Source organism: Anaerolineales bacterium (genome assembly GCA_016928575.1).
Lineage (GTDB): Bacteria > Chloroflexota > Anaerolineae > Anaerolineales > RBG-16-64-43 > JAFGKK01.
The window spans coordinates 87,580-110,703 of record JAFGKK010000002.1; the positions used below are offsets into that span (position 1 = coordinate 87,580).

The following is a 23,124-nucleotide window of genomic DNA, read 5'->3' on the forward strand; positions in this document are numbered from 1 at the left end:
CTGCAGAAAATTTTCCGGCCGCCCCCCGTTCACTCTTACGGTTTATGGCTTGCTTTTCTGGCGATCCAAGATAGGAAGAGCAAGATCAGAACCATGACCAAGGCGCAGGCGAAGAGGAAGGGAATCCATAGCCATCCTTCGACGTGTAAAAACGGGGCTAGGATAGTAAAGATAACCATCGATAAAATACCACTGATCACCAAGAAGAAAAGCCGAGCCGACGCTCTCAACAAGCTGCCGGGTTTCTGGTACGAATATTCTCCATCGGAACGATCGGCGGCGGATGGGGAGGACTCCTGCTCGATAAATAATCTCCCTTTTCGGGTAATGCCGCACACCATCGAGTATGTCAAACCGTCCTTGGCATCCAGGTTGACGGGCAAAGAGGACTGGTTCACAAGTCCGCGCAATGAGATCTGATGAGGTCCGCTTTGCAGGGGGAATGTTTTTGTAAGGTCAGAGACGATATCGCCTGCTTTTTGGTTATCAATAAAGATTGAAAATATACCGAACAGATCGACAAGCGGGTTTATCCCAAAGCCTCCGATAAACTCACTGTGGATGCAATACACTTTCAAAAGTGCCGGCATGGCGGTTATCCTTGGAGAAATCATTGGATATATTCTGATACGGAATAATATCATCCCTTGTCATTTTAATTTATATTGGAAGGAGTGACGGCGTCGGTGACGTGTTTTGCTTTGTACCAGATGCATGAAAAAATCCTCCACCCGCGCCAGTTGGTTATGCTCGTGGTACGAGATCGTCGGCGTGCGGATGACGCAATGCGCGAGCAACTTCCCCGTTTAGTGCATATCTTCAGTTGAAAATTGTCCGGGCTTCCATGAGTCTTTTAGTTTCCGAAAAAACACAAACAGCAATGAAAAAACCGCCGTAAGAACGACTACCGCTCCGACACTCCAGCGCAATAATCCATACAGGGCATTAATGCTTATTTCAAATGTCCATAATTCATCAAAGTAACGAACCTGTACTTTAAACAAAAGAAGGCGAAAGGCGTATATGATACTTGCAATAAATAATATAATTAATAGAAAAATAACGAAGGGAAATAAATGATGTTTGGGGTGGAATGTCTTTGAATATAAGAACAGAATCCATCCCGCGCATACAGAGCAAAATGATAAGCACAAAGCATAGGACATCTCAAAAAGTGGAACTTCCCATTGATGCAGTGAAACCAGCGATTGCCCCAGGACGATCTCGGACACCTTCACAAGCCAGGGGCCGGTAAGCAGACCGACGATTAACAAGATAGTCGTGATAAAAAGTAGGGTATTAAAAAATGGAAAACACTTTCGGTTCATTATTCACCGTTCATTCCTTCCAATGATTTCTGCATGAGAATATATAGATTGGTTTGAATAAACAGGAAAGAAAGGATCCTCAGTTAAGGAAACATTTGGCATGGAAATATTCCATCCCGGCGCAAACAAATATATATTTATGGGGCGACATATCTCGTCTCGACCCATGGAGTTCCCTCCGCGGTTTCCCTAGTATCCAACACGGTAATGAACCCGCACATATCCTCCACATATTCTTCTTTTTGGGCCCAGGCCACTTGTCTGGCTTCAAATTTTCCCCAATCGAGTTCTCCTTTTGGTAATCCTAAATCAGCTTCAATGCTTATTGGCCCGGCGGAGAATATCTGATTAAAATCGTAGTCAATATGTAGATTCGCCCCTCCTTTGCTTGGGCCATCGGTCCAAGGACCATAATATAAATAAGGCTCTCCGACTCTCCTCCAATAATATTTTGTTGGGCTGGATAAATCTGCAGAGTCAGCTTTACAGGCTTCACTACATGTCGTGCTACAATCCTCAAAGATATTTACTGTTTGCCCATCAACATCTTCAAAGGCTTTTAAAATTCTAATTAATAGATCCGAATCGTCCTTAAAGCCCGAAGATAAATTATTACATTGCTTGTAAATTTCCTCGGCATCGTTTCGGGCGGCTTTTTGTAACTTCCCATCGAATTCCGGCATGGCGCTCGCAACCATTATCAACGAGTTTTTGGTTTTTTCACCGGAACCGCCGATGGTTTTTGAATGGTTTTCATAGCCGCCGGCATATGATCTGAGGAGTTCAGTGTTGACTTTTATCCAGTCGGTCATTTTCCCCCTCCTTGAAGGAGGGGATAAGTAAAATATTGACAGTAATATTATCATGATTTATAATAATCGGCAATATTATCTTCGGAGGGGGAAGCCATGACCAATAACAAGGCGCCCGTCTACCGGCAAGTCACCTTTCATCCCCATGAGGCGGATCGGATCGCGGAAGATATTACCCGGTTAATTCAAACGTTAACCACCGAACATAGCCAATTGGATACCGCCAGTATTAACGTCTGCTATGACTGGCTTGGGCATCAGAAGGATGTCTTTTTCGAGGAAACCCGGCCAAAAGTGAAAAAAAATGGCCACTTTTATTGAATATCTGCGACAGCGTGAGACATTTTACAGGAATGTTTTAGTTACAAAATGGGAAGAAGTAACACAGCCGTAAACCAATATTATTGAATCCTCCCGCTGAATACCGCGCAGCTTGCTGCGCGGTAGTTCCTTTTTTGAAAAAGCCATTCCGCCTCGATGTGTTTTCCAATGAGGCCGGAGTAGGGGCTTCCCAGACTATCTCCCTAAGGATCTTGACTCTGGGGGATAAACGCGGAAGTCGAATTCTCATGGCGCGATGGAGGATTTCCGGATCCCGTGGTGCGCGCACAGGTGACCGGGGAAAACCCGCCGACTCGGCGGCAGACATTCCCTTTCAGAGGAATGGGCAAAACCGATAAGCGGGGAAGGGCCGCAGCGTTTGCTGGATGCGGCCGGTGCAGATTGTCTCAAAAGTGTAATAACTCCGCGAAAGGCAATCCATTCCAGTATAATTTTCCACATGGCGGATATTTTGCTGGTGGAAGATGCGATCGAGTTGGCCGATAGGGTGGCGCGGGAGCTATCGGCGGAGGGCTACCGGGTTCTCCGCGCGGCCGACGGTGTGGCGGCATTGCAGCTATTCGGTGCCTCGAAGCCGGACCTGGTCATCTTGGATTGGATGCTGCCCGGCCTCGACGGATTGGAAGTGCTGCGGCGGATCCGGCAGGATCCGGATTGCGCCGTGCCGGTGCTGATGCTGACGGCGCGCAGCGAGGAGACCGACCGCGTGGTCGGGTTGGAGCTCGGCGCCGACGACTACCTCACCAAGCCTTTCGGAATGCGCGAGCTGATTGCACGGGTGCGAGCGCTGTTGCGGCGCGTCCAACGGATCCAGTCCCTGATCCACGCCGACCGGATCGACGACGAGACCGAAATCCAATACGGCCCCTTCCATCTGATTCCGGCCGGGTTCCATGCGGACTGCGGCGGCGAAACCCTCGCCCTGACCCGCACGGAATTCAAATTGCTGCACCTCATGCTGCGCAATCCCGGACGGGTGTTCAGCCGCGAGTATCTGATCGATTCGGTGTGGGGCGAACAACATGTGCCGGGCGACCGCTCCGTGGATAATACCGTTTCCCGCCTGCGGAAGAAAATCGGCGGCCCGGCCGATGCGATCGAATCGGTTTGGGGCGTCGGATACCGGTTGAGACCGCTGGAATGAACCGCCTCTTCCCCGTCCGGTTTTTTGGAGCGGCGCGCTCCTGGCAGGCTATGCTGGAGGTTGTCGCCTGCAGCTTGGCGTATATTCTCATCGTGGTTCTCCTGACGCCTTATCTTTCCGGCGAGACCCTGGCGGTGGCCCTGCTCTTATTAAACCCATTGTGTGCGATATGGTGCGCCTTGCGGATCCGGTTTATCGGGGGGAGAAGAATGATTAAGGCTCTGCGTGAAATTGCGCTTCCTGTCCTCGTCCAGTTGGCCGTTATCCTGGGCGTCGTTTTACCGGTATCTTTCGCGGGAGGCGCCGCCCTGGACATTTGGCGACGCATTCAAGAAGGCGCCCCGATCACGTCCTTCTATTTTTCACTGCTTTTTGTCGGACCGAGTTATTTCATTCTCCGGCTGGGCGTGTGGTTTCTCCGTTTGTGGAGCCGATATCAACGCCGGTATATGGTTCTTTCGCTGACCAACGCCATTCTCAGTACGGCCCTGATCGGGGGGGCGATTTTTATGTTCTTCATCGCAATCCTTGGGGTTTTTACCAACTCTTCCAGCGCGAATCTGGGAAACGAATCGGGGTTGGGAATTTGGATATTCGCCAATTTGCAGCTGCTCGTATCGTTGTTCATGGGTTCCTTTGTTTCGGTTTTCTGCCTGATCGCCGGATTGCTCCCGTTCGCGGCGGTGTTTTCCTTCTGGGTCGCGCGCCGTACGACCAAGCGGCTGACCGAGTTAGCCGGCGCCGCGGATTTAATGCGGCAGGGGCGTCTCGACGCGCGCGTGACGGTTTCGGGCGAAGATGAGGTGGCCCGCTTGCAGGCCGGTTTCAATTCGATGGCATCGGATTTGGAACGGACACTCAGGGATTTGAAAACCGAACGCGACCGCGTGAGTGGCTTGCTGAAATCGCGCAAGGAACTGATCGTCGATATCTCCCACGACCTGCGCACTCCGGTGGCGACCCTGCGCGCAATGCTGGAATCGGAACAGAAATCCGGATCGCCGTCCGCCGCCTCGGCGCAGACTCTGGCGACCATGGACCGTGAAATCATACGTCTTCAGGGCCTGATCGATGAATTGTTTGCGGTCTCCCAGGCGGAAGTTGACAGGTTGACGATCGATCCGCAACCGATACAGATCGGCGAAGTGGTCCGGCAGCGCGTGGAAGCGGCTGCCCCCCTCGCTTGGCAGACCGGCCGCGTATCGGTCGGCGCGGATATCCTCCCGGATCTTCCCCCGGCCGTAGCGGACCGCGCACGGCTCGAGCAGGTTCTTTCCAACCTGTTGCAGAATGCCATCCGGCACACGCCGCCCGGCGGACTGGTGGTCGCCGGTGTGTCCCCGGAACCCGATTTCCTGCGCATTGAAGTCAAGGATACGGGCGGGGGGATAGAACCGGAAGAGCTTCCGCACATTTGGGACCGGTATTACCGGGGCAGGCACGAGGCCGAAGATAACGGCGCCGGAATCGGTCTGGCACTCGTTAAAGAATACACAGAAGCGATGGGCGGTACCGTCGCGGTTAAAAGCGAACCGGGCAGGGGCAGCGTCTTCACGCTGTTCCTGCCGCGAGCGTAATTCCCCGTCCGGGCGGCTCCCCTTCTTCATCGATTTCGTGCGTTTGCTCGCGGCATTCCCGCCGAGGGATGTTTGCGCGTTTCCGGGCGTAAAAGCCTGCGGATCCGCACGGACGGCTCTTTCCGCAGGAACCTCTGCGACAATTCTGCGAAACAAAAAGGAAGAAATCCATACATTCGGCTGCTAGAGTGGTGTTCAGGATGGGGGAAGGCAGGCGCTGTTTGCCTGATCAGGAAATGAAGTGCCGGATAGGAGGCGATCATGAATGATGGCTGGTTGGTGGCGTACATTATCTTCTTTATGCCGATCGGCTCGGCGATGTTTCTATACGCCGGGTTGTTGCAGCTGCTTCGGCATCGGGAGAAGATGCTGTACGTATCGAAGGATCTCATCCCCGCGGACGCCGCTTCCGTGACCAAGGGATCGGATCCGTTGCGGTGGGCGGTGGTGCTGTTGTTTGCCGGGCTGGGAATCGCGCTGGGAATCTGGCCGGCGGGAATGACCAATCCGCTGTATCCGCTTGGATTGACGCCGTGGATGCTGCTGGGCGCGCTGCCGGTTTGCATCGCACTTGGTCTGCTGACGGTTCATGCGATGAACCGTCGGGACCGGCGGGGCGGGGGATAGGCGCACACGGGAGCCGCGGACGATACGCGGCGGATGTCAATCACCGGATTGCTGTGCAATCCATCAAAATACCAGGAGGTGAAAATGTTTGGCGAACAATTTGCGGCGGTGGGATTCTGTCTCTCGCCCTTCGTGGTGCTGGGTTTCATCGTGGCGGTGATCTTCCGCATTCTCCGACACAAGGAGATCATCCAGTCCGTGAACAAGGGCATTGCCTTGGCGGAGGAAAAATCCGGTGATCACGACTCGCCCGCGTTGAGCTGGGGGATCGTGATCGCGTCTGTGGGGCTGGCGCTAATACTGGGTTTATTGCCCTTGGGCATGATTAATTGGGAGTACCCGCTGGGGCTGGGCCCCTGGATGCTCTTGGGGTATATCCCGTTCCTGCTCGGGTTGGGGCTGGTGATCGTGCATGCGGTCAGCCGTCCGCGCAAATCCACGATGAAGGATTGAAGCCGCAAGGAAGCAACCATAAACCGCAACAGGAAGATGGACCGTTGGTTTACGGTCCATCTTCCTGTTTTTTACTAACCGTTGTATTTGCTCAGCCTGATGCAAGTATTGAAAAAATCGCCCCCCAAAAAACGCCCAATTATTCATCCCCTCATCCCATCCTCCCATTCCTGTCCGGAGCACCTTTCCCGATCGGGGCGAGGGAAGGCGGCGTGAGGATGGACGAGGGGGAGGCTGAGCAGATACAATTGATCCAGACATTCACTCTTCAAACCGCCCATTGACCGCTTGGAACATGCATTTGCTTTTGGGGCGCGAAAAGGCGTCTTCCGCACCAGGATTCCGGTATGAAAAGCAATACCGGTGAACCGGTTTCCGGACTTGCTGTCACGATAGCGAAGAAGATATTTCGGCTTTTCTCCCCAGGCAGTGGCCTCCCGCAATTGCTGCGTTGTCCATTCGTCGATGGGGGAATCGATGACGGCGACATGGATAATTCGGCGCCTTATAAGTTTCATAATGACAAAGATGTAGAGGGGCCGAAACAACCAGTCGTATACGGTCGTGAAATCGCGCGCCCAAATATCACCGGCATGATTCCGGATGAAAGTGCCCCAATTGTGGTTCGAATATGGGATCTTCCGCATTCTATGGATGTATTTCTGAATGGTTCGTTTACTCAATGTGATGCCCAATTTGAGGAGCCCACCCCGGATCCGCTCGGCGCCCCAAAGACGATTTTCCCAAACCATTTGTCGAAGAACGCCGATGGTTTCTGGAGATATTCTCGGTTTCTTCCGCCAATTCCTGGATATATGCCGCCGGAAAAGACGAAAGAGATTGCGATGCCGGCGGAGGAGCGTATCCGGTTGAATAATGTAAAGAGCCTGGTCCCAGGACTTGGTGCAGCGAGCCAGAAGAACAAGGCGATCCGGTCCTTATGGGTCAGCCGCGGCCGTTTCACTAATCGGTGGAGAACGATTACTTGGTGACGCAGTGTGGCATTTTCCACCAGCAAGTCGGCTTTGCTTCGGGATACATCCGCAAGGGCACCCAAGGCGAGTGAGACGGTTGTGGTTTCATCCAACCCTTGATTTGATGGTGAATCCATTGCAAAATTGAAACCCGGAACGGGCAGGGCGCAAGGTTCATTTCGCACCCAGGTGGGGGGGGATGGAGATCAAAACGAATAATCATACAGGAAGGGGGAAATCCCCCATTTTCGGGTGATACTGGGCAGGATGAGTGAAGTGGCCGGCACAATTGAAAAAAGCGACTTGAATTGACAGCGTGTTGCAACGCCGGCAATTCATTCGACACGATGGACCGACGGTTGTTTATGGGCGGCTTTTTCCTTCCTACATCAGAAGCCTGATTAATTCCAGGGCGCCGGAGGCGGCGAAGTTGATCGAGAAGTCTTTGCCCAATTCGGCGAGGATTTTCCAATATTTATTCTTGAACTTCGGCAGGACTCCTTTGATCTCCTTTAAATTTTCCAAACCACCTGCAGAAAGCCATTCATCCGCTTTTTGTTGATCTTCTTCATCGCCCGGCTCGGCAATAACCTCCTGCTGGATCCATCGCGCCAACGATGCAGAGAAAAGGACATACCGCCCATCGCGTTCCTCCACCATGCCGCGCTTGCCGAGCGCATCCAGGTCGTGGAGCGCTCGCGGCCGGAATCCGGAAATCACTTCCCGAGTGGGAATCGTCTTCTGGGAGGGCTTTTGCAATCCCAGGATTAATACCGTCAGAAGGGTGATTTTTTCACTTTCCGAACAATGTGACCACAGGTAGGAATAATGCGAATCGGCCTGTTGGTCGAAGTTCCGGGAGACAAATTGAATCAACCCTTCCCCGGAGAGGCCTTGTGTTTTTCCTTCCACCAGGAAATAGCCGGCCATCTGAATGAGAAATGGATAACCGCCTGCAAGATTCCATAGGAAATCGCGTTCGGCGGCTGCAAGCGCACAATCACTCTGCTTCGAATAGCCGTCGAAAAGCAATTCCACATCGGAACGCGGGAAGGGATACAGGACGACGTTGGAGAAGATGTTGAAAAACGGGGAGCCTTTGATCTCGTTGGAGTGGCACAGATCGACCAGCTCCCGCCGCGTGGCCGGGATCAGCGCCAAGCCGTGATGGATGGCCAGCGCCCGCAACCCGCCGAAGAAATCGGCGGTGAAGTTGCTGTTTTGGGTGACGTACTCAAATTCGTCCATCAGCAGAACGGTGGTCAGGTTGCGGTTTTGAGCCGATTCGAAGAGGTCTTCCAGGTCGAATAAGTCGAACGCGGCTTGTTTGCTGAGTGCCTGCAGGGCCGGCTTCATGCTTTCATCCGCGACGGTTCGCGAGATTTTTTCCAGGATGCGCTGCCAGAAGCGCTGGGGGGTAATATCGGTCAGACCCTGGAAATCCACGTAGACAACGCAAAATTTGTCCGGGGTTAACCCAAGGCCGGCGGCCACTTGGGGATTGGAAAGGTGAGTCAGCAGCGAGGTCTTCCCGATCCGGCGCTCGCCGACGATGGAGGTGCTTTCGTGGGCGCTGGAAAGCAGACGGTTGACAATCTGGCGGAGTTCCGCCTTCCGCCCGTAAAAGCGCTCCGGTTCGCGGATGGGATTCCCGAACGTAAAGGGGTTTGGCTTCATTCGTTCTCCAGGATGGACAATGTTTTTTTTCGTTGAGACGCCGGCGGCCATGGAGGCCGTGTGGACGGCGGCCGCTTTTAATGCCTCTCCGAGATCGGAGGCTTTGTCAAAACGGGATGCGGGATCCTTGGCCAGGGCCCGCTGCAGGATTTCCCCGACGGCGGGGGAAAGGTCCGGCCGGATCGCCGCCAGGGAGGGGACCGGCTCATGGAGATGCATCATCAAGACCTGCGCCGGCGAATCGGCAGCGAACGGCGGCTGGCCGCATAAAGCCTCAAAGAGAACGATTCCCAGGGAATAGATATCGGACCGGGGGCCGATCGCGGCGCCGCCCTCGATCTGCTCCGGACTCATGTAAGTGGGAGTCCCGATGAGCTGGGAGCCAGTGAGCGGGTTCCCGGCTTGGGAGATCCGGGCGATACCGAAATCGGATAAGTACACCTCGTGGAACTCGTCGAAGAGGATGTTGCCCGGCTTGACGTCGCGGTGGATGATATCGCGGGAATGAGCGGCGTCGAGCGCAAGGCCGACCCGTCCGATGATGCGGGTTGCTTCCGGAAGTGAAAACGGGGCACCGATGCGGCTCAGGAGGGAGCCGCCGGCGAGGTAGCGCATCACCAGGTAGGGTTGCCCCTGTTCCTCGCCGAAATCGTAAACCGGGACGATAGCGGAGTGTTCGAGGGAGGAGAGTATCTTGGTTTCGCGCAGAAAGCGCTGCTTGAAAACCGGATCCATCAGGAGGATGGGAGGAAGGATCTTTATGGCGACGTCACGGTCGAACTTGGGCTCGCGGGCATGGTAGACGATCGCCATGCCGCCGCGTCCGATGACGCCGTGGATCGGATAGCGGCCGATGGATTTGCTTTTGCCCGGAGGGACAATCGGGGTTTCGGAAGAGTTATCCATTGGCCCCCAGCAGAAAAACGCCGTTCGGCGTGGCCGCGTAGACGTTGGATTGCGAGTCGATCACGATGGAATAGACAACCGTTGCGCCGAGCAGGCCGTCGTTAATGGAACCCCAATGAATCCCGCCGTCGAAAGAAACGTACGCTCCTCCGTCCGTGCCGGCATAGATGATTTCAGAATGGAATGGATCCACAGCGACCGAGTTGACGAAAAGGCCGCCCAATCCGTCGTTGCTGGGATTCCAGGATCGACAGCCGTCTGCGCTGATAAGAATCCCATCCCCCTTTGTGGCCAGGTATAGTCTTTGGGGATCGTCGGAAACGATATCCACAGAGGTAGGAACCGCTTCGGGCTCCAGACCGCAAAGTTGCCAGGAGGCCCCGTTGTCTGTCGAAACGTAGGCCGGAGAACCGTATCCGGTGATGTCGACGGAATAGATTATTTCCGATGGGGCGGGCGGGAAGTAGAAACGGCCATACGGGATGTCTTCGCCCGTATTGTGCGCCCAGTTCTGACCCGCGTCCATGGAAATGAATAGGCTCCGATTGGGATCCATGGAGATATCCGATACGAAGAGCGTATCCTCGCGGGAACTGACATTCAATAGGACGCCCCTATTCGCGGTATCCACAGGGGCGGGAAGGAAATCCCATGTTGTTCCTTGGTTTTTTGAAATCCGGATTGTCTGTTCATGGGCAAGGTACAAATCGCCGTTCTTTCCGATGGAAAGCCAATATCGCGGCCATTCCACCTCGTATGAGCCTCCAAAAAAGGGGCTGGCTTGTTGCCACGGAATCCCCCAATCGGGGGAATGGAAAATATAGCCGTAGGCGTCTTCCGCATAGAGGCTTTCATGGGCCGGATCCGTTTTCAGCTTTATCCGCAGGTTCCCCAAACCATTCCCGATCTCCGTCCAGCTGATGCCGGAATCGGAGGAAGACAATAATCCGCCCTCGCCCCCGCCCAGCATGCGTGTCCCATCGACCGAAAATGCAACGGGTGCACAACACCGCTCCGGCAATGGGTTCCATGACAAGCCTGCATTGGTGGAGGAATACCCGCCGTTCACGCCATGGCAATACATTGTGGATGGATTGGCCGGGTTGACATATAAAGCGCTGCAGGCGATCTGCGCCAATTCGCTCCAATTCTGCCCGCCATCATCCGAGGCATACAGCCTGTTTTCAGATCCCACAGAGGATGCATAGAGGATTTCCCGGCCGCTTGGGTCCGAGCCGATGGCCATCGCATAAATGCCGGTTTCTTCCAGGCCGAGACGCGTCCAATTCCCGCCGCCATCGGTAGAGTGAAAAACACCTGCCGGGCAATCCGAATCTTCCCGTATTTGAGTGGCGTACAGTTTTCCGTTTACCTGCGGATGCACGAGGAAGGCCCCAATGGCCGATGGGCAAGGGGAAAGGCTCGTCTCGTTCCAGGTCGTGCCGCCGTCGTTTGAGTCCATCCAGCCATAATCCGGCGCTGCCAGGAAGATATGTTGGTTGTCGAACGGATCAATCAACACGGATGTATCACCCGCGTAAGAATTTTCCATCCGCGTGTCGATGGCCTGCCATGCGCCGCCGCCATTCACGGTTTTGAAGATCAGGTTGGACGGTGTGCCGGCATAAAGCGTTTGCGGATTCTTCGGATCGATTGCCAGCCCGGAAATGCCGGCGAAGCTCAAGCCGTTTTGAATCGGCATCAGAGTAATGCCGCCGTCGAGGGATTTGTAGATCCCGGCGTTGCGTGTGCCGATGTAGACTACATCCGGATCGTTGGGATCGATAACGATGCTGGTAATCTCATCCCGCGAAAATTCCTGGCCGGTGGAAAGCCGTTTCCACCTTAAGGGGATGAGCGTGGATGTGAAAGCAGGGAGAAGTTCGGGCGTGCTGGTGGAATAGGGTGTTGCGGTAAATGGCGGATTTGTTGACGGCGCCGTCGTTTCAGCAGGAGAAGCGATGCTTGGGGAGAAGGCTTTCAGGCGGGGAGCCGACCATACGGCCAATCCGACCAGGGCAACGGCTCCCAACGCCGCCCATGATTTGGGATTGTTGTACCAGCGCTGGCGCTTGAGCCGCACCATCCGGGCCAGCAGCCGGGAAGTGTCTTTGTAGTTCTCGTCGATGGCCAGGAGTTGCCTGAGCAGATCGCTGGCGCGGTCGTAATCCTTTGCCGATAGGGCGGCCTTGGCTTGGGTGTACAGGCTTTCCAGTTCTTGGTCGTCAGCCATTATGTTCCTTCCAGTTTGAATATTCCATAAGGGGTGGACGCGTAGACGTTGGATTGCGTGTCGATCACGATGGAGTAGACGACCGTCGCCCCCAGCAATCCATCGTTGATCGGATCCCAGTGTTGGCCTGCGTCGAAAGAGATATACACTCCGCCGTTCGTCCCCGCATACATGGTCTGAGGGTTGTTCGGATCGATGGCAATGGCATGGGCGAACAAGTTGCGGAGGCCGGTATTCATCCTTGTCCAGGAGAGGCAGCCGTCCGGGCTCGCCATCACGCCGCCGCCCCGCGTTGCCGCCCAAATCCGTTTACGATCTTGAGGATTGACGGCCATCATGGAGATTGTTTCCGTGAACGCGTCGAGATCGCCGGGTGGATTGCAGTTTGACCATGTCTCCCCGGAATCGCTGGACCGATAAGGCGGATAATCTCCTTCATTTCCATAAACATATACGTCGGTATCGGAACCGAAAAAGAGTGAGATGGTTTCACCCTGCCGGAGCTCATCGGTTGGAAAACCGCCACTCTCCTTCCAGGTGTTTCCCTTATCCAAGGAGATTAAAATGCGATTGAAATATGGCAGGTACACCTTCCCGTCGATGGAGGGGTGGGCGGCGACAATTCCTGGCGAAATCGGATCGGGGACACCCGGTAAAGATGCCCAATTCTTCCCGCCGTCTTGAGAGCGTAGTAAACCGTTGAAGTCGGACCGGAATAACGTCTGGCCATCCGCGCTGAAGGCCAATCCATAACCCTTCTGGGTTAATGGACTCCAATTCTTTCCTTTGTCCGGGGAATAAAAGAGAGGAACACCTGGCCATTCCGTTCGCTGTCCTTGCAGATAGAAGCTATTGGTATCGCCGGAATTTTGATTTAGTAATAATTCGGTTCGAAATCCTCCCAAGCCGTCGCTTTTATCCGTCCAGGAACTCCCCCCATCCACTGATTCGTATACTACCTCTCCTCCCACAAGTATTGTGTCGGAAGCACCGGGTTTAATGGCGATCTGAATGATCGTTCCATTCGTCCAGGGGAGCTTTTGCCAGTGTTTTCCCGCATCAATGCTTTTGAAAAGATCGTTGGTTTCTTTACCACAAACGATCATTCGACCATCCTGAGGGGAAATGGCACAGGCCGTAAACACACCGGTGAGCGGGTGGGTCCAAGTTGAGCCGCCGTCGGAGGAAACATGAACCCCGTCGCGGGCATAGGCAATAATGGTGTTGCCATCCCGGCTGATCTGGAGATTTTCTCCCCAGCCCAGATCTTCGATTTTCGGAGAGGCCAATGACCAAGTGTCTCCGCCGTCCGTGGATCGGAAAACGCCGCCATCCGATGCTCCCAACCCGAAATTCGAGACGAACAAGGTCTGCGGATCAACCGGCGACTCGACAATCCAACCCGCGTTGGGAGGGCAATATTTCCCGCCGTCACAGAAGGTCGACGGGCGCCAGGAATCTCCTCCGTCGAAGGATTGATAAACGTTGCTGTTGAGATAATAGAGGTTGTTGGAATTCGTGGGGGAGATGGTGACTCCGCTGAACCAAGTGAAACCCCACCCGATATTCGCGGAATTCACGGATTTCCAGTTCGCACCCCCATCCGTGGTTTTATAGATCCCGCCGGGCAACACGCTGGCATAAAGGATCTGCGGATTATTCGGGTCGATGGCCAGGGTTGAGATCGCGGCGCTTTCCAGGCCGGCGTGCGCGGGAAACCACGAAGCCCCTCCATCGATCGTTTTATACACACCGGCATCCGCCGTCCCGGCATAGATGATCCCCGGATCCTCCGGATCAAATTTTATCGCCGTGACTTTGCTGCGGGTTAAAAACTGTCCCGCATTCAGCCGGATCCATTGAAACGGGATCGGCGTCGGTGGAAGAGTGGGCAAGGGCATTGCGGTTACGGTGCGGGTCGGCGATGCGCCCAACAGGTTGGAGAGGGACGTCGGTTGTGTAGAGACGGCGGTCGGGCTTGTCGACGACGGCACCATCCTTTGCAAAGCCAACCCACCCAGCACCAGGATTGCCATTGCTCCCACGCCTCCCCAAAGCCACCGCGACTGCCAGAATTTGCGTGTTTTCTGGCGCAGCTCAACCGCCTGGGCCAATATTTGCGAAGCGTCTTTGTAGTCCGGGTTATTAATGACGATGCTTTTCATCAGGCCGATGGCTTTGGCGTAATTCTTTTTCGCCATTGCCCGCTGGGCTTCGGAATACGTCTGCGCCAGGGATTGGGCGCTTTCCACTTTACCCATCTCCCCGCGAATCATTTCCGCGTCATCGGGCGCAAGCAATAAAAGCTCGTTCCATGCGGTCAAGGCGTCGCTGAATTTTTCGGCCTTCGATAAACTTTGCGCTTTTGATTGCAGGGAATTTCGCTGCGCTTCGCGCTGCTGGATCTGATTTGCGGCCAGCCTTTTTTGGACGCTCTCGTCATCCGGCATTAAGGCCAGATATTCCTTCAGGGATGCGATGGCCGCTTCCCAGTTTTTTTCCGCCTCCATTTGTTTCGACCGCGCCCGGAGGATTTCCAAGCGGGCGGTTTGCAATAATTGACGGACTTCCGCCAACCGCTTTTGAAGCGCGGCGTCCTCGGGAGCCAATCGAAGCGCTTCTTCCAACGTGGCCGCCGCGGAATCCAGGTTTTTCGCAGATATCTCCTTCTCGGATTTTGCGACGAGACTTGCCAAAACCTTTGCTTTTTTCTCCGACTGGACGGACTGAACCCGTTCGATGAGGATCGGATCTTCGGGGGTGTATTTCAACGCTTCGGCAAATGCGGACAAGGCTTGCTCATCCCGCCCTTCCTTGAGCGCTTTTTCGGCTTGTTGGCGCTGGATTTCGGCCAAGCGTTGGCGCGCCTCGGTATGCTCCGCGTTGATGGACAATACGCGTTGAAAGGATTGGGTTCCTTCGCGGATCCGGCCCCGGTCCGCGGCGGCGTTGCCGATCGCCAGATGCGCTTCACACAACCCGGACCGGGCCGCAACGTCTTCGTCGTCAATCGCCAATGCCTTCTCAAACTCGACCACCGCCTTCTCATAGGATTTCTGCTCCATATACACCAGGGCGATGTTGACCAGGGCCTGGGCATTTTCCGGGGCGACCGCGAGCGCTTCCTGGAAACTTTCAATGGCCTTTTCGTAAACGCCGCTGTCTTTGAACTCCATCCCAATCTCGATATAGCGGTTGGCGATGGGATTTATCTCGGTCAGTTCCTCGCGCACTTGCTCCAGGGGGCGGTTTTTGCACAACCACAGTTTGAGCAGGTGGATGACAAAGTGATTGTCCGGAGTGAGCACATCTTTCTCGCGCAAGTGGAGCAAGGCGGATGTCAAATTGGAGTCGCTGAAACGGACGCGCTGCTTGCGCAGAAAGTCGGCAAGGCCGCGGCTGTCCGCCGGACCGAGCTGTGCGAGGGCCGCCAGGGACCATTTTTCCAGATCCGCGGCCTCGTCCCAGAGGAATTTTAAATTGACCGTTCCGCGTTCCACCACATCGTCCAGAACGGCTTCGACATCCGATTTGCCGATTTCCCGTTGGCCCGTCCGCTGGCAGCGCGCGAATAATTCATGACAGATCAGCTGGGTGAAGTATGGATGACCGGAAGCGATCTGATAAATGGAATGGGCGGACGGACGCTGGTAATTAATCAGGCCTTCCACCGGCAGTGTGATCAGGTTGCGCGATTCATCCTCGGAAAGAAAGCTGATCTTTTTGTACAGGGCCGTTTTAAAAAAATCGGTATACGCGGCCTGCATGTTTTCCAGTTTCCGTCCCGAGGAACCGATGGAGAATATGAAATTAAGCCCCTGTTGTTCCAGCAGCCGGCGCAGATAATCGATCAGCGGGCGGGCCAGCGCTTCCCGGACCTCCGATTCTTCCAAATTGTCAAATTCGTCAAATGTCAGCAGCAGCGAATGGTCGCCAAGAATGGGCTTTAAGCCGGGGATAAATTGATGTTCGAAATATTCCAAATCGGCAGTAAAGAGGCCTTTTTCCGGCAACGGAACGTCCAAGTTATGGGCTTGCTTGAGCCCCCGGACAATTTCACGCGCGAGCCACCATAAAAAACGGTCCAGGGTCGTGTGCGTACGGCCTTGAAAGTCGAAGAAAACCGGGATAAAACGCTCCGGCAGGCGGTTTCCCAGTTGCTTGAGGACGGATGTCTTCCCCACCCGCCTTTGACCGTGGAGAACCAAGATGTGGTCGGCATACCGTCCGGAAAGGTTATTCCGGATCCAATCAAAGACATCCTCCCGGCCGAAGAACATCCTGGCTTCGGTAACGGGTGCGCCGGCAATATATGGGTTTACAATTTCGTCCATATTCACTCACTTTTATCCTTTGCACGGGTCGCGATTGGTTCGGACTCTTTATCTATTCATAGCAACTGTTAAGCCATACGTTGCCGCCGGGATCTGTCCCCGGCCAGTGAAAGCCTTCGCGCAACCAAGCGTCAAAGAAAACCCGCTTCTGGGCGCCGATGTTGCCTCTACTGGCGATACCCAATCGAATCAATTCTCTTGATCCTGTGTCTCTCCTATCAACCATCCCGCGGTGTGTAAGGAAGTATACCTCTATAGGCGACTGGAGAAAAACGCGAAATGCAGGTCGCCGTACAATCCATCCCCTCCGGAATATCACTCCCCCCAACCAAACCCATCCCAGATGCTTTACTTATCCGTTGGAATAATTGGTCGGTAAGGGGTTTGGAACCCGGGAATAGCTGTGGCAGGGTCCCCCAAAAAATGCAACCGACCTCATTTCTCCGGATCCGCGAATGGCTGGACGGTCAGGACGGTTTGGAATGCGTTGATCCTTGCCTGGATGGGGGCGTTCTTGAATTGAAATAGCCACAAAATTAACAGGCCAATCGTTTCGGATGCGGAATGGAAGGATGATCCGGACATTCCCTATTACAGACCTTCATGAACCGTTCGCAAACTGCGGTTAGCTTATCCTTCATTCTGTAAATTCAGTCCGATGGGGAGCGATCTTCTTTATCCTGCCGTCAATCGCCCATGGATCGCATTGAACTCCATCCGCTTTCCGCTCCTCAATTCCCGTCCGCAGGCAACGAGCGGCCCGGTTCCATCCATCCCATTCCGCCCCCCCGTGATGGCTGCCGGCTGCAGGGTGAATCCGCCATCCCGCCCCCCCGCTTCCCATGCCACGGGATGCGGGGGAGGATGGCAGGGGCAGGGCGGGATGGCGCCCGGCGCCGCGCTGGGGCGATGCTTCCGCGGCCCGCCCCACGGCCCGGGCCGATTTCACAATCATCGCCCGGCGGCCGCTCGATGGAAAAATCTAAATCTAAAAATCCCATGCCGGCTCGGTTTCAAGCCGCACGGCGCGGTTTCCCCGCCTCTCCTTGGCGGCGGAATCGACGATCCCCGTCTCCGCCCCGGCGGGGGTGACGCCGTTCTCCGCGAGGTAGAATTCCACCAGGTTGTCGGCGGCGAGTTCTTCCATCCCGCCCGAAAGCCACAGCAGGCTGTTGCAAGCGACTTGGTTTCCTTGAATGACCAGGCGGGTGATTTGGTTGCGTTCCGAGACCACTCCGCGGCCGCTGCACCCTCCGCCGTAGACGAAAAACGCCACCCCTTTGGTGATGTCCTTCGAGGCGATGGTGTTCGCTTCGATCCGCACCCCGTCCACCCGGTTGTCGCCGGCGCCCTCGCCGCCGAACAGGCTGATCCCTTCGAATTGGAAATCCGGCAATTGGTTCGAGAGGATGCGGATGTTCGCCGGCCGCCCGGTTTCACCCGAAAGCGGCGGATCACCCGGCGCGGGGAGGTAATATTCCCCCGACGCGGCATACATCGTGATCGCGGCCATCTGCGTGCGGAGGATGTTGCCTTCCACCGGCACGTCCTCCACGGCGTTCTCGCGCAGTGCGGCGCCCGGATCCGGCAGGTAGGAGGAGGAGTCGATCGCCGCGGCGTGGATCGCCACGCCGTACTCGGCGTCGGCCGAGACTTCGTTGCCGGTGATCTCCACGCCGCGGATGAAGTTGCCGCTGTTGCCCATGTTCCCCGCCAGGAGGAGGATCCCGGTCGGGCGCGAGGCGTCGCTGCCCACGCCCTGCGGATCCAGGAAGTTGTCTTTTATGACGACGTTCTCCACCAGGCTGTCGTCGGAGAAGGCCGGCGGTCCCGGGTGGCCGAAGTAGGCGCTGTAAGATACCGCGCCGCGCCGGGGCGGGAGATAAATCATGGATTTTTTTCGCGCAATTTTCCGGCCACCGAAGCGGAAATGCGGTCCCGGCTACTCCGCTTCAGAACCAGAGTATTGGGATTGATCTATAATTGGGCATATTCCCTGCTTTTACAAGCGTGGCAAGCCCTAAGAAACGACAACACCGGAGCGCTATGGACCAACCACAACTGAACTGGATCGCCAACTTCATCTGGGGAATCGCCGACGACGTGCTCCGCGACCTCTACGTGCGCGGCAAGTACCGCGACGTGATCCTGCCGATGACGGTGCTGCGCCGCTTCGACGCGGTGCTCGAGCCTACCAAGCAGGCCGTGCTCGATATGAAGAAGAAGCTCGATAAGGCGAAAATTACCAACCAGGATCCGGCGCTCCGCCAGGCGGCCGGGCAGGGTTTTTACAACACCTCCAAATTCACCCTGCGCGATTTAAAGGCCCGCGCCAGCCAGCAGCAGCTCCGGGCTGATTTCGAAGCCTACCTCGGAGGCTTCTCGCCCAACGTCCAGGAGATCCTCGAAAATTTCGAGTTCCGCAACCAAATTCCAAGGCTCTCGAAGGCCGATGCGCTGGGCACGCTGATCGAGAAGTTCCTCTCGCCCGAAATCAACCTCAGCCCGAACCCGGTCCTGAATTCCGACGGCTCGGAAAAGACACCCGGCCTCGACAACCACGCCATTGGGACCGTATTTGAAGAGCTGGTGCGGCGCTTCAACGAGGAAAACAACGAGGAGGCCGGCGAGCACTGGACCCCGCGGGACGCGGTGCGGCTGATGGCGAACCTGATTTTCCTGCCGATCGCCGACGAAATCGAATCCGGGACCTACCTGCTCTACGACGGCGCGCTCGGCACCGGCGGCATGCTGACCGTGGCGGAAGAGACGCTCAAGGAGCTGGCCGGGAAGCACGGCAAGCAGGTCGCCACGCACCTCTACGGACAGGAGATCAACTCCGAGACCTACGCCATCTGCAAGGCGGACCTGCTGCTCAAGGGCGAGGGCGAGGCGGCCGACAACATCGTCGGCGGCCCCGAGTATTCCACGCTCTCCAACGACGCCTTCCCCTCGCGCGAATTCGACTTCATGCTCTCCAACCCGCCGTACGGAAAAAGCTGGAAAAGCGACCTGGAGCGGATGGGCGGCAAGGGCGGGATCAAGGACCCGCGCTTTGTCATCGAGCACGCGGGGGATCCGGAATACTCGCTGATAACCCGCTCGAGCGACGGCCAGATGCTGTTCCTGGCGAATATGCTTTCCAAGATGAAGCACGGCAACAAGCTCGGCAGCCGGATCGCCGAGGTGCACAACGGCTCATCGCTGTTCACCGGCGATGCCGGGCAGGGCGAGAGCAACATCCGCCGTTGGATCATCGAGAACGATTGGCTGGAGGCGATCGTCGCCCTGCCGCTTAATATGTTCTACAACACCGGCATCGCCACCTACATCTGGGTGATTGGCAACCGCAAGCCCAAACACCGCGCCGGCAAGGTGCAGCTCATCGACGCCACGCAGTGGTACAAGCCGCTGCGTAAGAACCTGGGCAAGAAGAACTGCGAGCTCTCGCCTGAAGATATCGAGCGGATTTGCGACGCATTCCTGCGGTTCGAGGAAACTGAGCAATCGAAAATCTTCCCGAACGCCGCCTTCGGCTACTGGAAGGTGACGGTCGAACGCCCGCTCCGGTTGAAGGGCATCGACCCCGAAAAGGAATATTCGCCGAAGGAAATCAAGGCGCTCAAAGAAAGTTCCGAGCGCGCCGAGGATGCGCCGCCGGTCATCCGCAAGATTCATAGGAAGGGAACCGCCGCCGATCCGCTGCGCGGATTGTTCCCGGTGACCATCGGCGGAAAAGCGGCCGTCGTCGAATACGAGCCCGACCCGGACCTGCGCGACACCGAGCAGGTGCCGATGCTGGAAAAGGGCGGCGTCGAGCCCTTCATCCGCCGCGAAGTGCTTCCGCACGCCGCGGACGCCTGGATCCTCGCCGAGAGCGTCAAGACCGGATACGAGATCAGCTTCACGCGCTACTTCTACAAGCCGCAGCCGCTGCGCACGCTGGAGGAAATCCGCACCGACATCCTGGCGCTGGACAAGGAAACCAAGGGTCTCTTGGATGAGATCATCGGGGGCAATGGGGCATGAAGGGCGATATACCGGAAAAACCTCGTCGTAAATCGCTCCGGCTGCCTAACTACGATTACGCGGCCGACGGCGCCTATTTTGTAACCATCTGCACGGCCGGCCGCCAATGCCTGTTTGGAGAGGCGGCAGGCGGCCGGGTCATCCTGAAAGACGGCGGTCGAGCAGCGCGGGCGTGTTGGATGGAAATTCCCGCCCATTACCCGGCGGTGCGATTGGATTCGTTCGTAGTGATGCCGAACCATATTCACGGGATCATCGTGATTGACAATTCGGCGGATATCGGGATGGCGCGGGACGCAGGGGCGAATGGTATTTCCGCAGGGGCGAACGGTATTTCCGCAGGGGCGAATAATTATTCGCCCCTACGGGGACCCGTGTTGCGGACCGCATCCCGTGGTGCGGATGTCCGCGCGGCGGTGCGGTTCCGTTCCCCGTCCAGGACCGTGGGATCCATTGTGCGCGGGTTTAAAATCGGCGTGACGAAATGGTTCCGATCGAACACGGACGTCGCCAACGTCTGGCAACGCAACTATTACGAACACATCATCCGCGACGAGGCGTCGTTGCGGCGCATCCGCGAGTATATCGCCGCGAATCCTGCGCGGTGGGCGTACGATGCCGAAAACCAGGAACACGCGCGGGCCGACGGCATTCCGCTCCAGGTTCCGGGCGAGGGTAAACACGTATGATCGCCGAGCTAAAGGCTTATCCTAAAATGAAGGACTCCGGCGTGCCGTGGCTCGGGAAGATCCCGTACCATTGGAATATGAGGCGCGCGAAATGGTTATTTCGAAAAATGAATCGTATCGTTCGCGATTTTGATGAAGTGGTTACTTGTTTTCGCGATGGCTCAGTTACATTAAGGAAGAACAGAAGACTACGTGGATTTACCGAGTCCTTGAAGGAAATCGGATATCAAGGAATTCGGCAGGGTGACCTTGTAATACATGCAATGGATGCCTTTGCGGGTGCAATCGGGGTTGCTGATTCCGATGGAAAGGGCACACCTGTTTATTCGGTATGTAAGCCTATGCAGGCGGCTAACTCGCACTACTTTGCATTTACAGTAAGAGAGATGGCTCGGAGCGCGTGGATTCAAGCCCTAGCAAAGGGAATACGGGAGAGATCAACGGATTTCCGTTTTGAGGAATTCTCTTCACAATTATTGCCTCTTCCGCCGAGCGGCGAACAAGCAGCCATCGTCCGCTTCCTCGACTACATGGACCGGCGGATACGGCGATACATTCGCGCCAAGCAGAAGCTGATCAAACTGCTGGAGGAGCAGAAGCAGGCCATCATCCACCGCGCCGTCACCCGCGGGCTCGATCCAAACGTCCGCCTCAAGCCGTCCGGCGTGGCGTGGTTGGGGGAGGTGCCGGAGCACTGGGAAATTAGGCGATTAAAAAACCTATGCTCAATGAGGAGTGGTGAGGGCATTACTGCAATTTCAATCGAGCCGAAGGGTGATTATCCCGTATTCGGTGGTAACGGGATACGAGGTTATACATCTCAATATACACATGATGGAAATTTTATTTTACTCGGGCGTCAAGGGGCATTATGTGGAAATGTTCATGTTGCACATGGCCGTTTTTGGGCTTCAGAGCATGCAGTAGTAACCACACTCCATGGAACCAACGATTTAAATTGGTTAGCTGCAGTATTACGAATAATGAATCTTAATCAATATTCAATAGCAGCGGCACAACCTGGGCTTGCCGTCGAAAGGATTCAGAACCTTACAATACCAATTCCTCCCAGACAAGAACAGGAGTTTATTGCTGAAAAAATCCAAGGATCAACAACAAGTTTAGCGATTGCCATCGAAAAAATGCATCGCGAGATTTCAATTATCCGCGAATACCGCACCCGCCTTATCGCCGACGTGGTCACCGGCAAACTCGACGTGCGCGAGGCGGCGGCGCGCCTGCCGGATGAGATGGAGGAACCCGAGCCGATCGAAGAAGAATCGGAGAATGGCGCGGAAGAAGCGGAATCCGGTGAGATGGATGAGGCGCCGGAGGAGGCCGAATCATGACCGTTCCGGCGCAGCCCAAGATTTATCATATCGTTCATGTGGACCTGCTGGAATCCATCATTGCCGACGGACAAATCTGATGCGATCGGGAGAAACAAAGGCATCCGCTTACCGGAACTCCCATCGGGATGAGCGGGGTTAAGCGGCGGCGGCTTGAAGAGCTGCGTCTTTCCAGCCATCCCGACCTGTTCGTGGGGGATTGCGTGCCTTTCTACTTTTGACCGCGTTCGGTCATGCTGTACATGATCGCCCAGGGCAATCATCCGGAACTAACCTACCATGGCGGGCAGGATCCCATTATCCATCTCGAAGCCGACCTGCGTTCGGTAGTCGCCTGGGCCGATGCAAATGGCCGGCGTTGGGCTTTCACATTATCCAACGCGGGCGCCCGGTATTTTGAGGACCGGTGCGACCTTGACCGGCTTGGCGAAATAAATTGGGACGCGGTGGAAGCCACCGAATGGAGGTTATGCAAAGACGGAAAACAAGCCGAATTCCTTCTGGAACGCAGCTTTCCCTGGAGCTTGGTGGAACGGATCGGGGTACATTCGCAGGGAATCTACCAAAGGGTGGCGAATGCCCTTCCGAAAACGGGCCATCATCCGGGGGCGGAAATCCGCACGGAATGGTATTATCCATGAAGGAGACCG

The 23,124-nt window shown here is 55.7% G+C and carries 17 protein-coding genes; 11 read left to right on the plus strand and 6 right to left on the minus strand.

All coding sequences use genetic code 11. From position 1 onward, the window contains the following. Nucleotides 1–35 precede the first annotated feature (35 nt). Nucleotides 36–590, minus strand: a complete 555-nt coding sequence (locus JW929_00415; protein ID MBN1437845.1) for a hypothetical protein — start codon at nt 588–590, stop codon at nt 36–38. An 875-nt stretch (nt 591–1,465) separates the two neighbouring features. After that, nucleotides 1,466–2,140, minus strand: coding sequence for a hypothetical protein (locus tag JW929_00420; protein MBN1437846.1), 675 nt, complete (start codon nt 2,138–2,140; stop codon nt 1,466–1,468). Nucleotides 2,141–2,236: 96 nt separating this feature from the next. Here JW929_00420 and JW929_00425 point away from each other — a divergent pair, with 96 nt between their 5' ends. The 6 genes from JW929_00425 (at nt 2,237) to JW929_00450 (ending at nt 7,275) form a co-directional block, all read left to right on the plus strand. Beyond that, a complete protein-coding gene (locus JW929_00425; GenBank protein MBN1437847.1) occupies nt 2,237–2,461 on the plus strand; it encodes a hypothetical protein in 225 nt (74 codons plus the stop codon). Between the two features lie 460 nt (nt 2,462–2,921). Further along, nucleotides 2,922–3,626 (plus strand): response regulator transcription factor, encoded by a 705-nt coding sequence (locus JW929_00430; GenBank protein MBN1437848.1) that lies wholly within the window; start codon nt 2,922–2,924, stop codon nt 3,624–3,626. Next, nucleotides 3,623–5,203 (plus strand): HAMP domain-containing histidine kinase, encoded by a 1,581-nt coding sequence (locus tag JW929_00435; GenBank protein MBN1437849.1) that lies wholly within the window; start codon nt 3,623–3,625, stop codon nt 5,201–5,203. The genes JW929_00430 and JW929_00435 overlap by 4 nt, the downstream gene beginning before the upstream one ends. Before the next feature lie 261 nt (nt 5,204–5,464). Next, on the plus strand, nt 5,465–5,830 hold the full coding sequence (locus JW929_00440) for a hypothetical protein (protein MBN1437850.1): 366 nt from the start codon (nt 5,465–5,467) through the stop codon (nt 5,828–5,830). An 84-nt stretch (nt 5,831–5,914) separates the two neighbouring features. Next, the gene (locus tag JW929_00445; GenBank protein MBN1437851.1) at nt 5,915–6,283 is read left to right on the plus strand and encodes a hypothetical protein; all 369 of its coding nucleotides are present in this window, start codon (nt 5,915–5,917) and stop codon (nt 6,281–6,283) included. A 347-nt stretch (nt 6,284–6,630) separates the two neighbouring features. Next, nucleotides 6,631–7,275 carry a hypothetical protein gene (locus tag JW929_00450; protein ID MBN1437852.1) on the plus strand — a complete coding sequence of 215 codons (645 nt, stop codon included), beginning with the start codon at nt 6,631–6,633 and terminating at the stop codon, nt 7,273–7,275. Between the two features lie 366 nt (nt 7,276–7,641). Here the strand turns inward: JW929_00450 and JW929_00455 are convergent, their stop codons facing one another. The 4 genes from JW929_00455 to JW929_00470 all read right to left on the minus strand — a co-directional run bounded on the left by JW929_00455 (nt 7,642) and on the right by JW929_00470 (nt 18,298). Next, nucleotides 7,642–9,840: a protein kinase gene (locus JW929_00455; GenBank protein ID MBN1437853.1), complete on the minus strand. Its 2,199-nt coding sequence runs from the start codon at nt 9,838–9,840 to the stop codon at nt 7,642–7,644. After that, complete coding sequence (locus JW929_00460; GenBank protein MBN1437854.1) at nt 9,833–12,073, minus strand: hypothetical protein; 2,241 nt, start codon at nt 12,071–12,073, stop codon at nt 9,833–9,835. Before JW929_00460 ends, JW929_00455 begins: the two co-directional genes overlap by 8 nt. Further along, a complete protein-coding gene (locus JW929_00465) occupies nt 12,073–16,407 on the minus strand; it encodes a tetratricopeptide repeat protein (GenBank protein ID MBN1437855.1) in 4,335 nt (1,444 codons plus the stop codon). Before JW929_00465 ends, JW929_00460 begins: the two co-directional genes overlap by 1 nt. Nucleotides 16,408–17,395: 988 nt before the next feature. After that, nucleotides 17,396–18,298, minus strand: a complete 903-nt coding sequence (locus tag JW929_00470) for a hypothetical protein (protein ID MBN1437856.1) — start codon at nt 18,296–18,298, stop codon at nt 17,396–17,398. Nucleotides 18,299–18,453: 155 nt separating this feature from the next. Here JW929_00470 and JW929_00475 point away from each other — a divergent pair, with 155 nt between their 5' ends. The 5 genes from JW929_00475 (at nt 18,454) to JW929_00495 (ending at nt 23,115) form a co-directional block, all read left to right on the plus strand. Then, entirely contained in the window at nt 18,454–20,436 is a 1,983-nt protein-coding gene (locus JW929_00475; GenBank protein MBN1437857.1) for an SAM-dependent DNA methyltransferase, read from the plus strand. Between the two features lie 455 nt (nt 20,437–20,891). After that, entirely contained in the window at nt 20,892–21,125 is a 234-nt protein-coding gene (locus JW929_00480; GenBank protein ID MBN1437858.1) for a hypothetical protein, read from the plus strand. After that, nucleotides 21,122–22,474, plus strand: a complete 1,353-nt coding sequence (locus tag JW929_00485) for a restriction endonuclease subunit S (protein MBN1437859.1) — start codon at nt 21,122–21,124, stop codon at nt 22,472–22,474. Before JW929_00480 ends, JW929_00485 begins: the two co-directional genes overlap by 4 nt. A 128-nt stretch (nt 22,475–22,602) precedes the next feature. Next, the gene (locus JW929_00490) at nt 22,603–22,695 is read left to right on the plus strand and encodes a DUF4433 domain-containing protein (GenBank protein MBN1437860.1); all 93 of its coding nucleotides are present in this window, start codon (nt 22,603–22,605) and stop codon (nt 22,693–22,695) included. 12 nt (nt 22,696–22,707) lie between these two features. Next, a complete protein-coding gene (locus tag JW929_00495; protein ID MBN1437861.1) occupies nt 22,708–23,115 on the plus strand; it encodes a DUF4433 domain-containing protein in 408 nt (135 codons plus the stop codon). Nucleotides 23,116–23,124: the final 9 nt, after the last annotated feature.

What these genes read in the sequence shown, in the direction of transcription:
- JW929_00450 (MBN1437852.1), top strand. Translation starts at nt 6,631, where the DNA reads ATGAAAAGCAATACCGGTGAACCGGTTTCCGGACTTGCTGTCACGATA.
- JW929_00470 (MBN1437856.1), bottom strand. Translation starts at nt 18,298, where the DNA reads ATGATTTATCTCCCGCCCCGGCGCGGCGCGGTATCTTACAGCGCCTAC.
- JW929_00420 (MBN1437846.1), bottom strand. Translation starts at nt 2,140, where the DNA reads ATGACCGACTGGATAAAAGTCAACACTGAACTCCTCAGATCATATGCC.
- JW929_00490 (MBN1437860.1), top strand. Translation starts at nt 22,603, where the DNA reads ATGAGCGGGGTTAAGCGGCGGCGGCTTGAAGAGCTGCGTCTTTCCAGC.
- JW929_00445 (MBN1437851.1), top strand. Translation starts at nt 5,915, where the DNA reads ATGTTTGGCGAACAATTTGCGGCGGTGGGATTCTGTCTCTCGCCCTTC.
- JW929_00440 (MBN1437850.1), top strand. Translation starts at nt 5,465, where the DNA reads ATGAATGATGGCTGGTTGGTGGCGTACATTATCTTCTTTATGCCGATC.
- JW929_00435 (MBN1437849.1), top strand. Translation starts at nt 3,623, where the DNA reads ATGAACCGCCTCTTCCCCGTCCGGTTTTTTGGAGCGGCGCGCTCCTGG.
- JW929_00495 (MBN1437861.1), top strand. Translation starts at nt 22,708, where the DNA reads ATGCTGTACATGATCGCCCAGGGCAATCATCCGGAACTAACCTACCAT.
- JW929_00485 (MBN1437859.1), top strand. Translation starts at nt 21,122, where the DNA reads ATGATCGCCGAGCTAAAGGCTTATCCTAAAATGAAGGACTCCGGCGTG.
- JW929_00430 (MBN1437848.1), top strand. Translation starts at nt 2,922, where the DNA reads ATGGCGGATATTTTGCTGGTGGAAGATGCGATCGAGTTGGCCGATAGG.
- JW929_00425 (MBN1437847.1), top strand. Translation starts at nt 2,237, where the DNA reads ATGACCAATAACAAGGCGCCCGTCTACCGGCAAGTCACCTTTCATCCC.
- JW929_00460 (MBN1437854.1), bottom strand. Translation starts at nt 12,073, where the DNA reads ATGGCTGACGACCAAGAACTGGAAAGCCTGTACACCCAAGCCAAGGCC.
- JW929_00415 (MBN1437845.1), bottom strand. Translation starts at nt 590, where the DNA reads ATGCCGGCACTTTTGAAAGTGTATTGCATCCACAGTGAGTTTATCGGA.
- JW929_00465 (MBN1437855.1), bottom strand. Translation starts at nt 16,407, where the DNA reads ATGGACGAAATTGTAAACCCATATATTGCCGGCGCACCCGTTACCGAA.
- JW929_00455 (MBN1437853.1), bottom strand. Translation starts at nt 9,840, where the DNA reads ATGGATAACTCTTCCGAAACCCCGATTGTCCCTCCGGGCAAAAGCAAA.
- JW929_00475 (MBN1437857.1), top strand. Translation starts at nt 18,454, where the DNA reads ATGGACCAACCACAACTGAACTGGATCGCCAACTTCATCTGGGGAATC.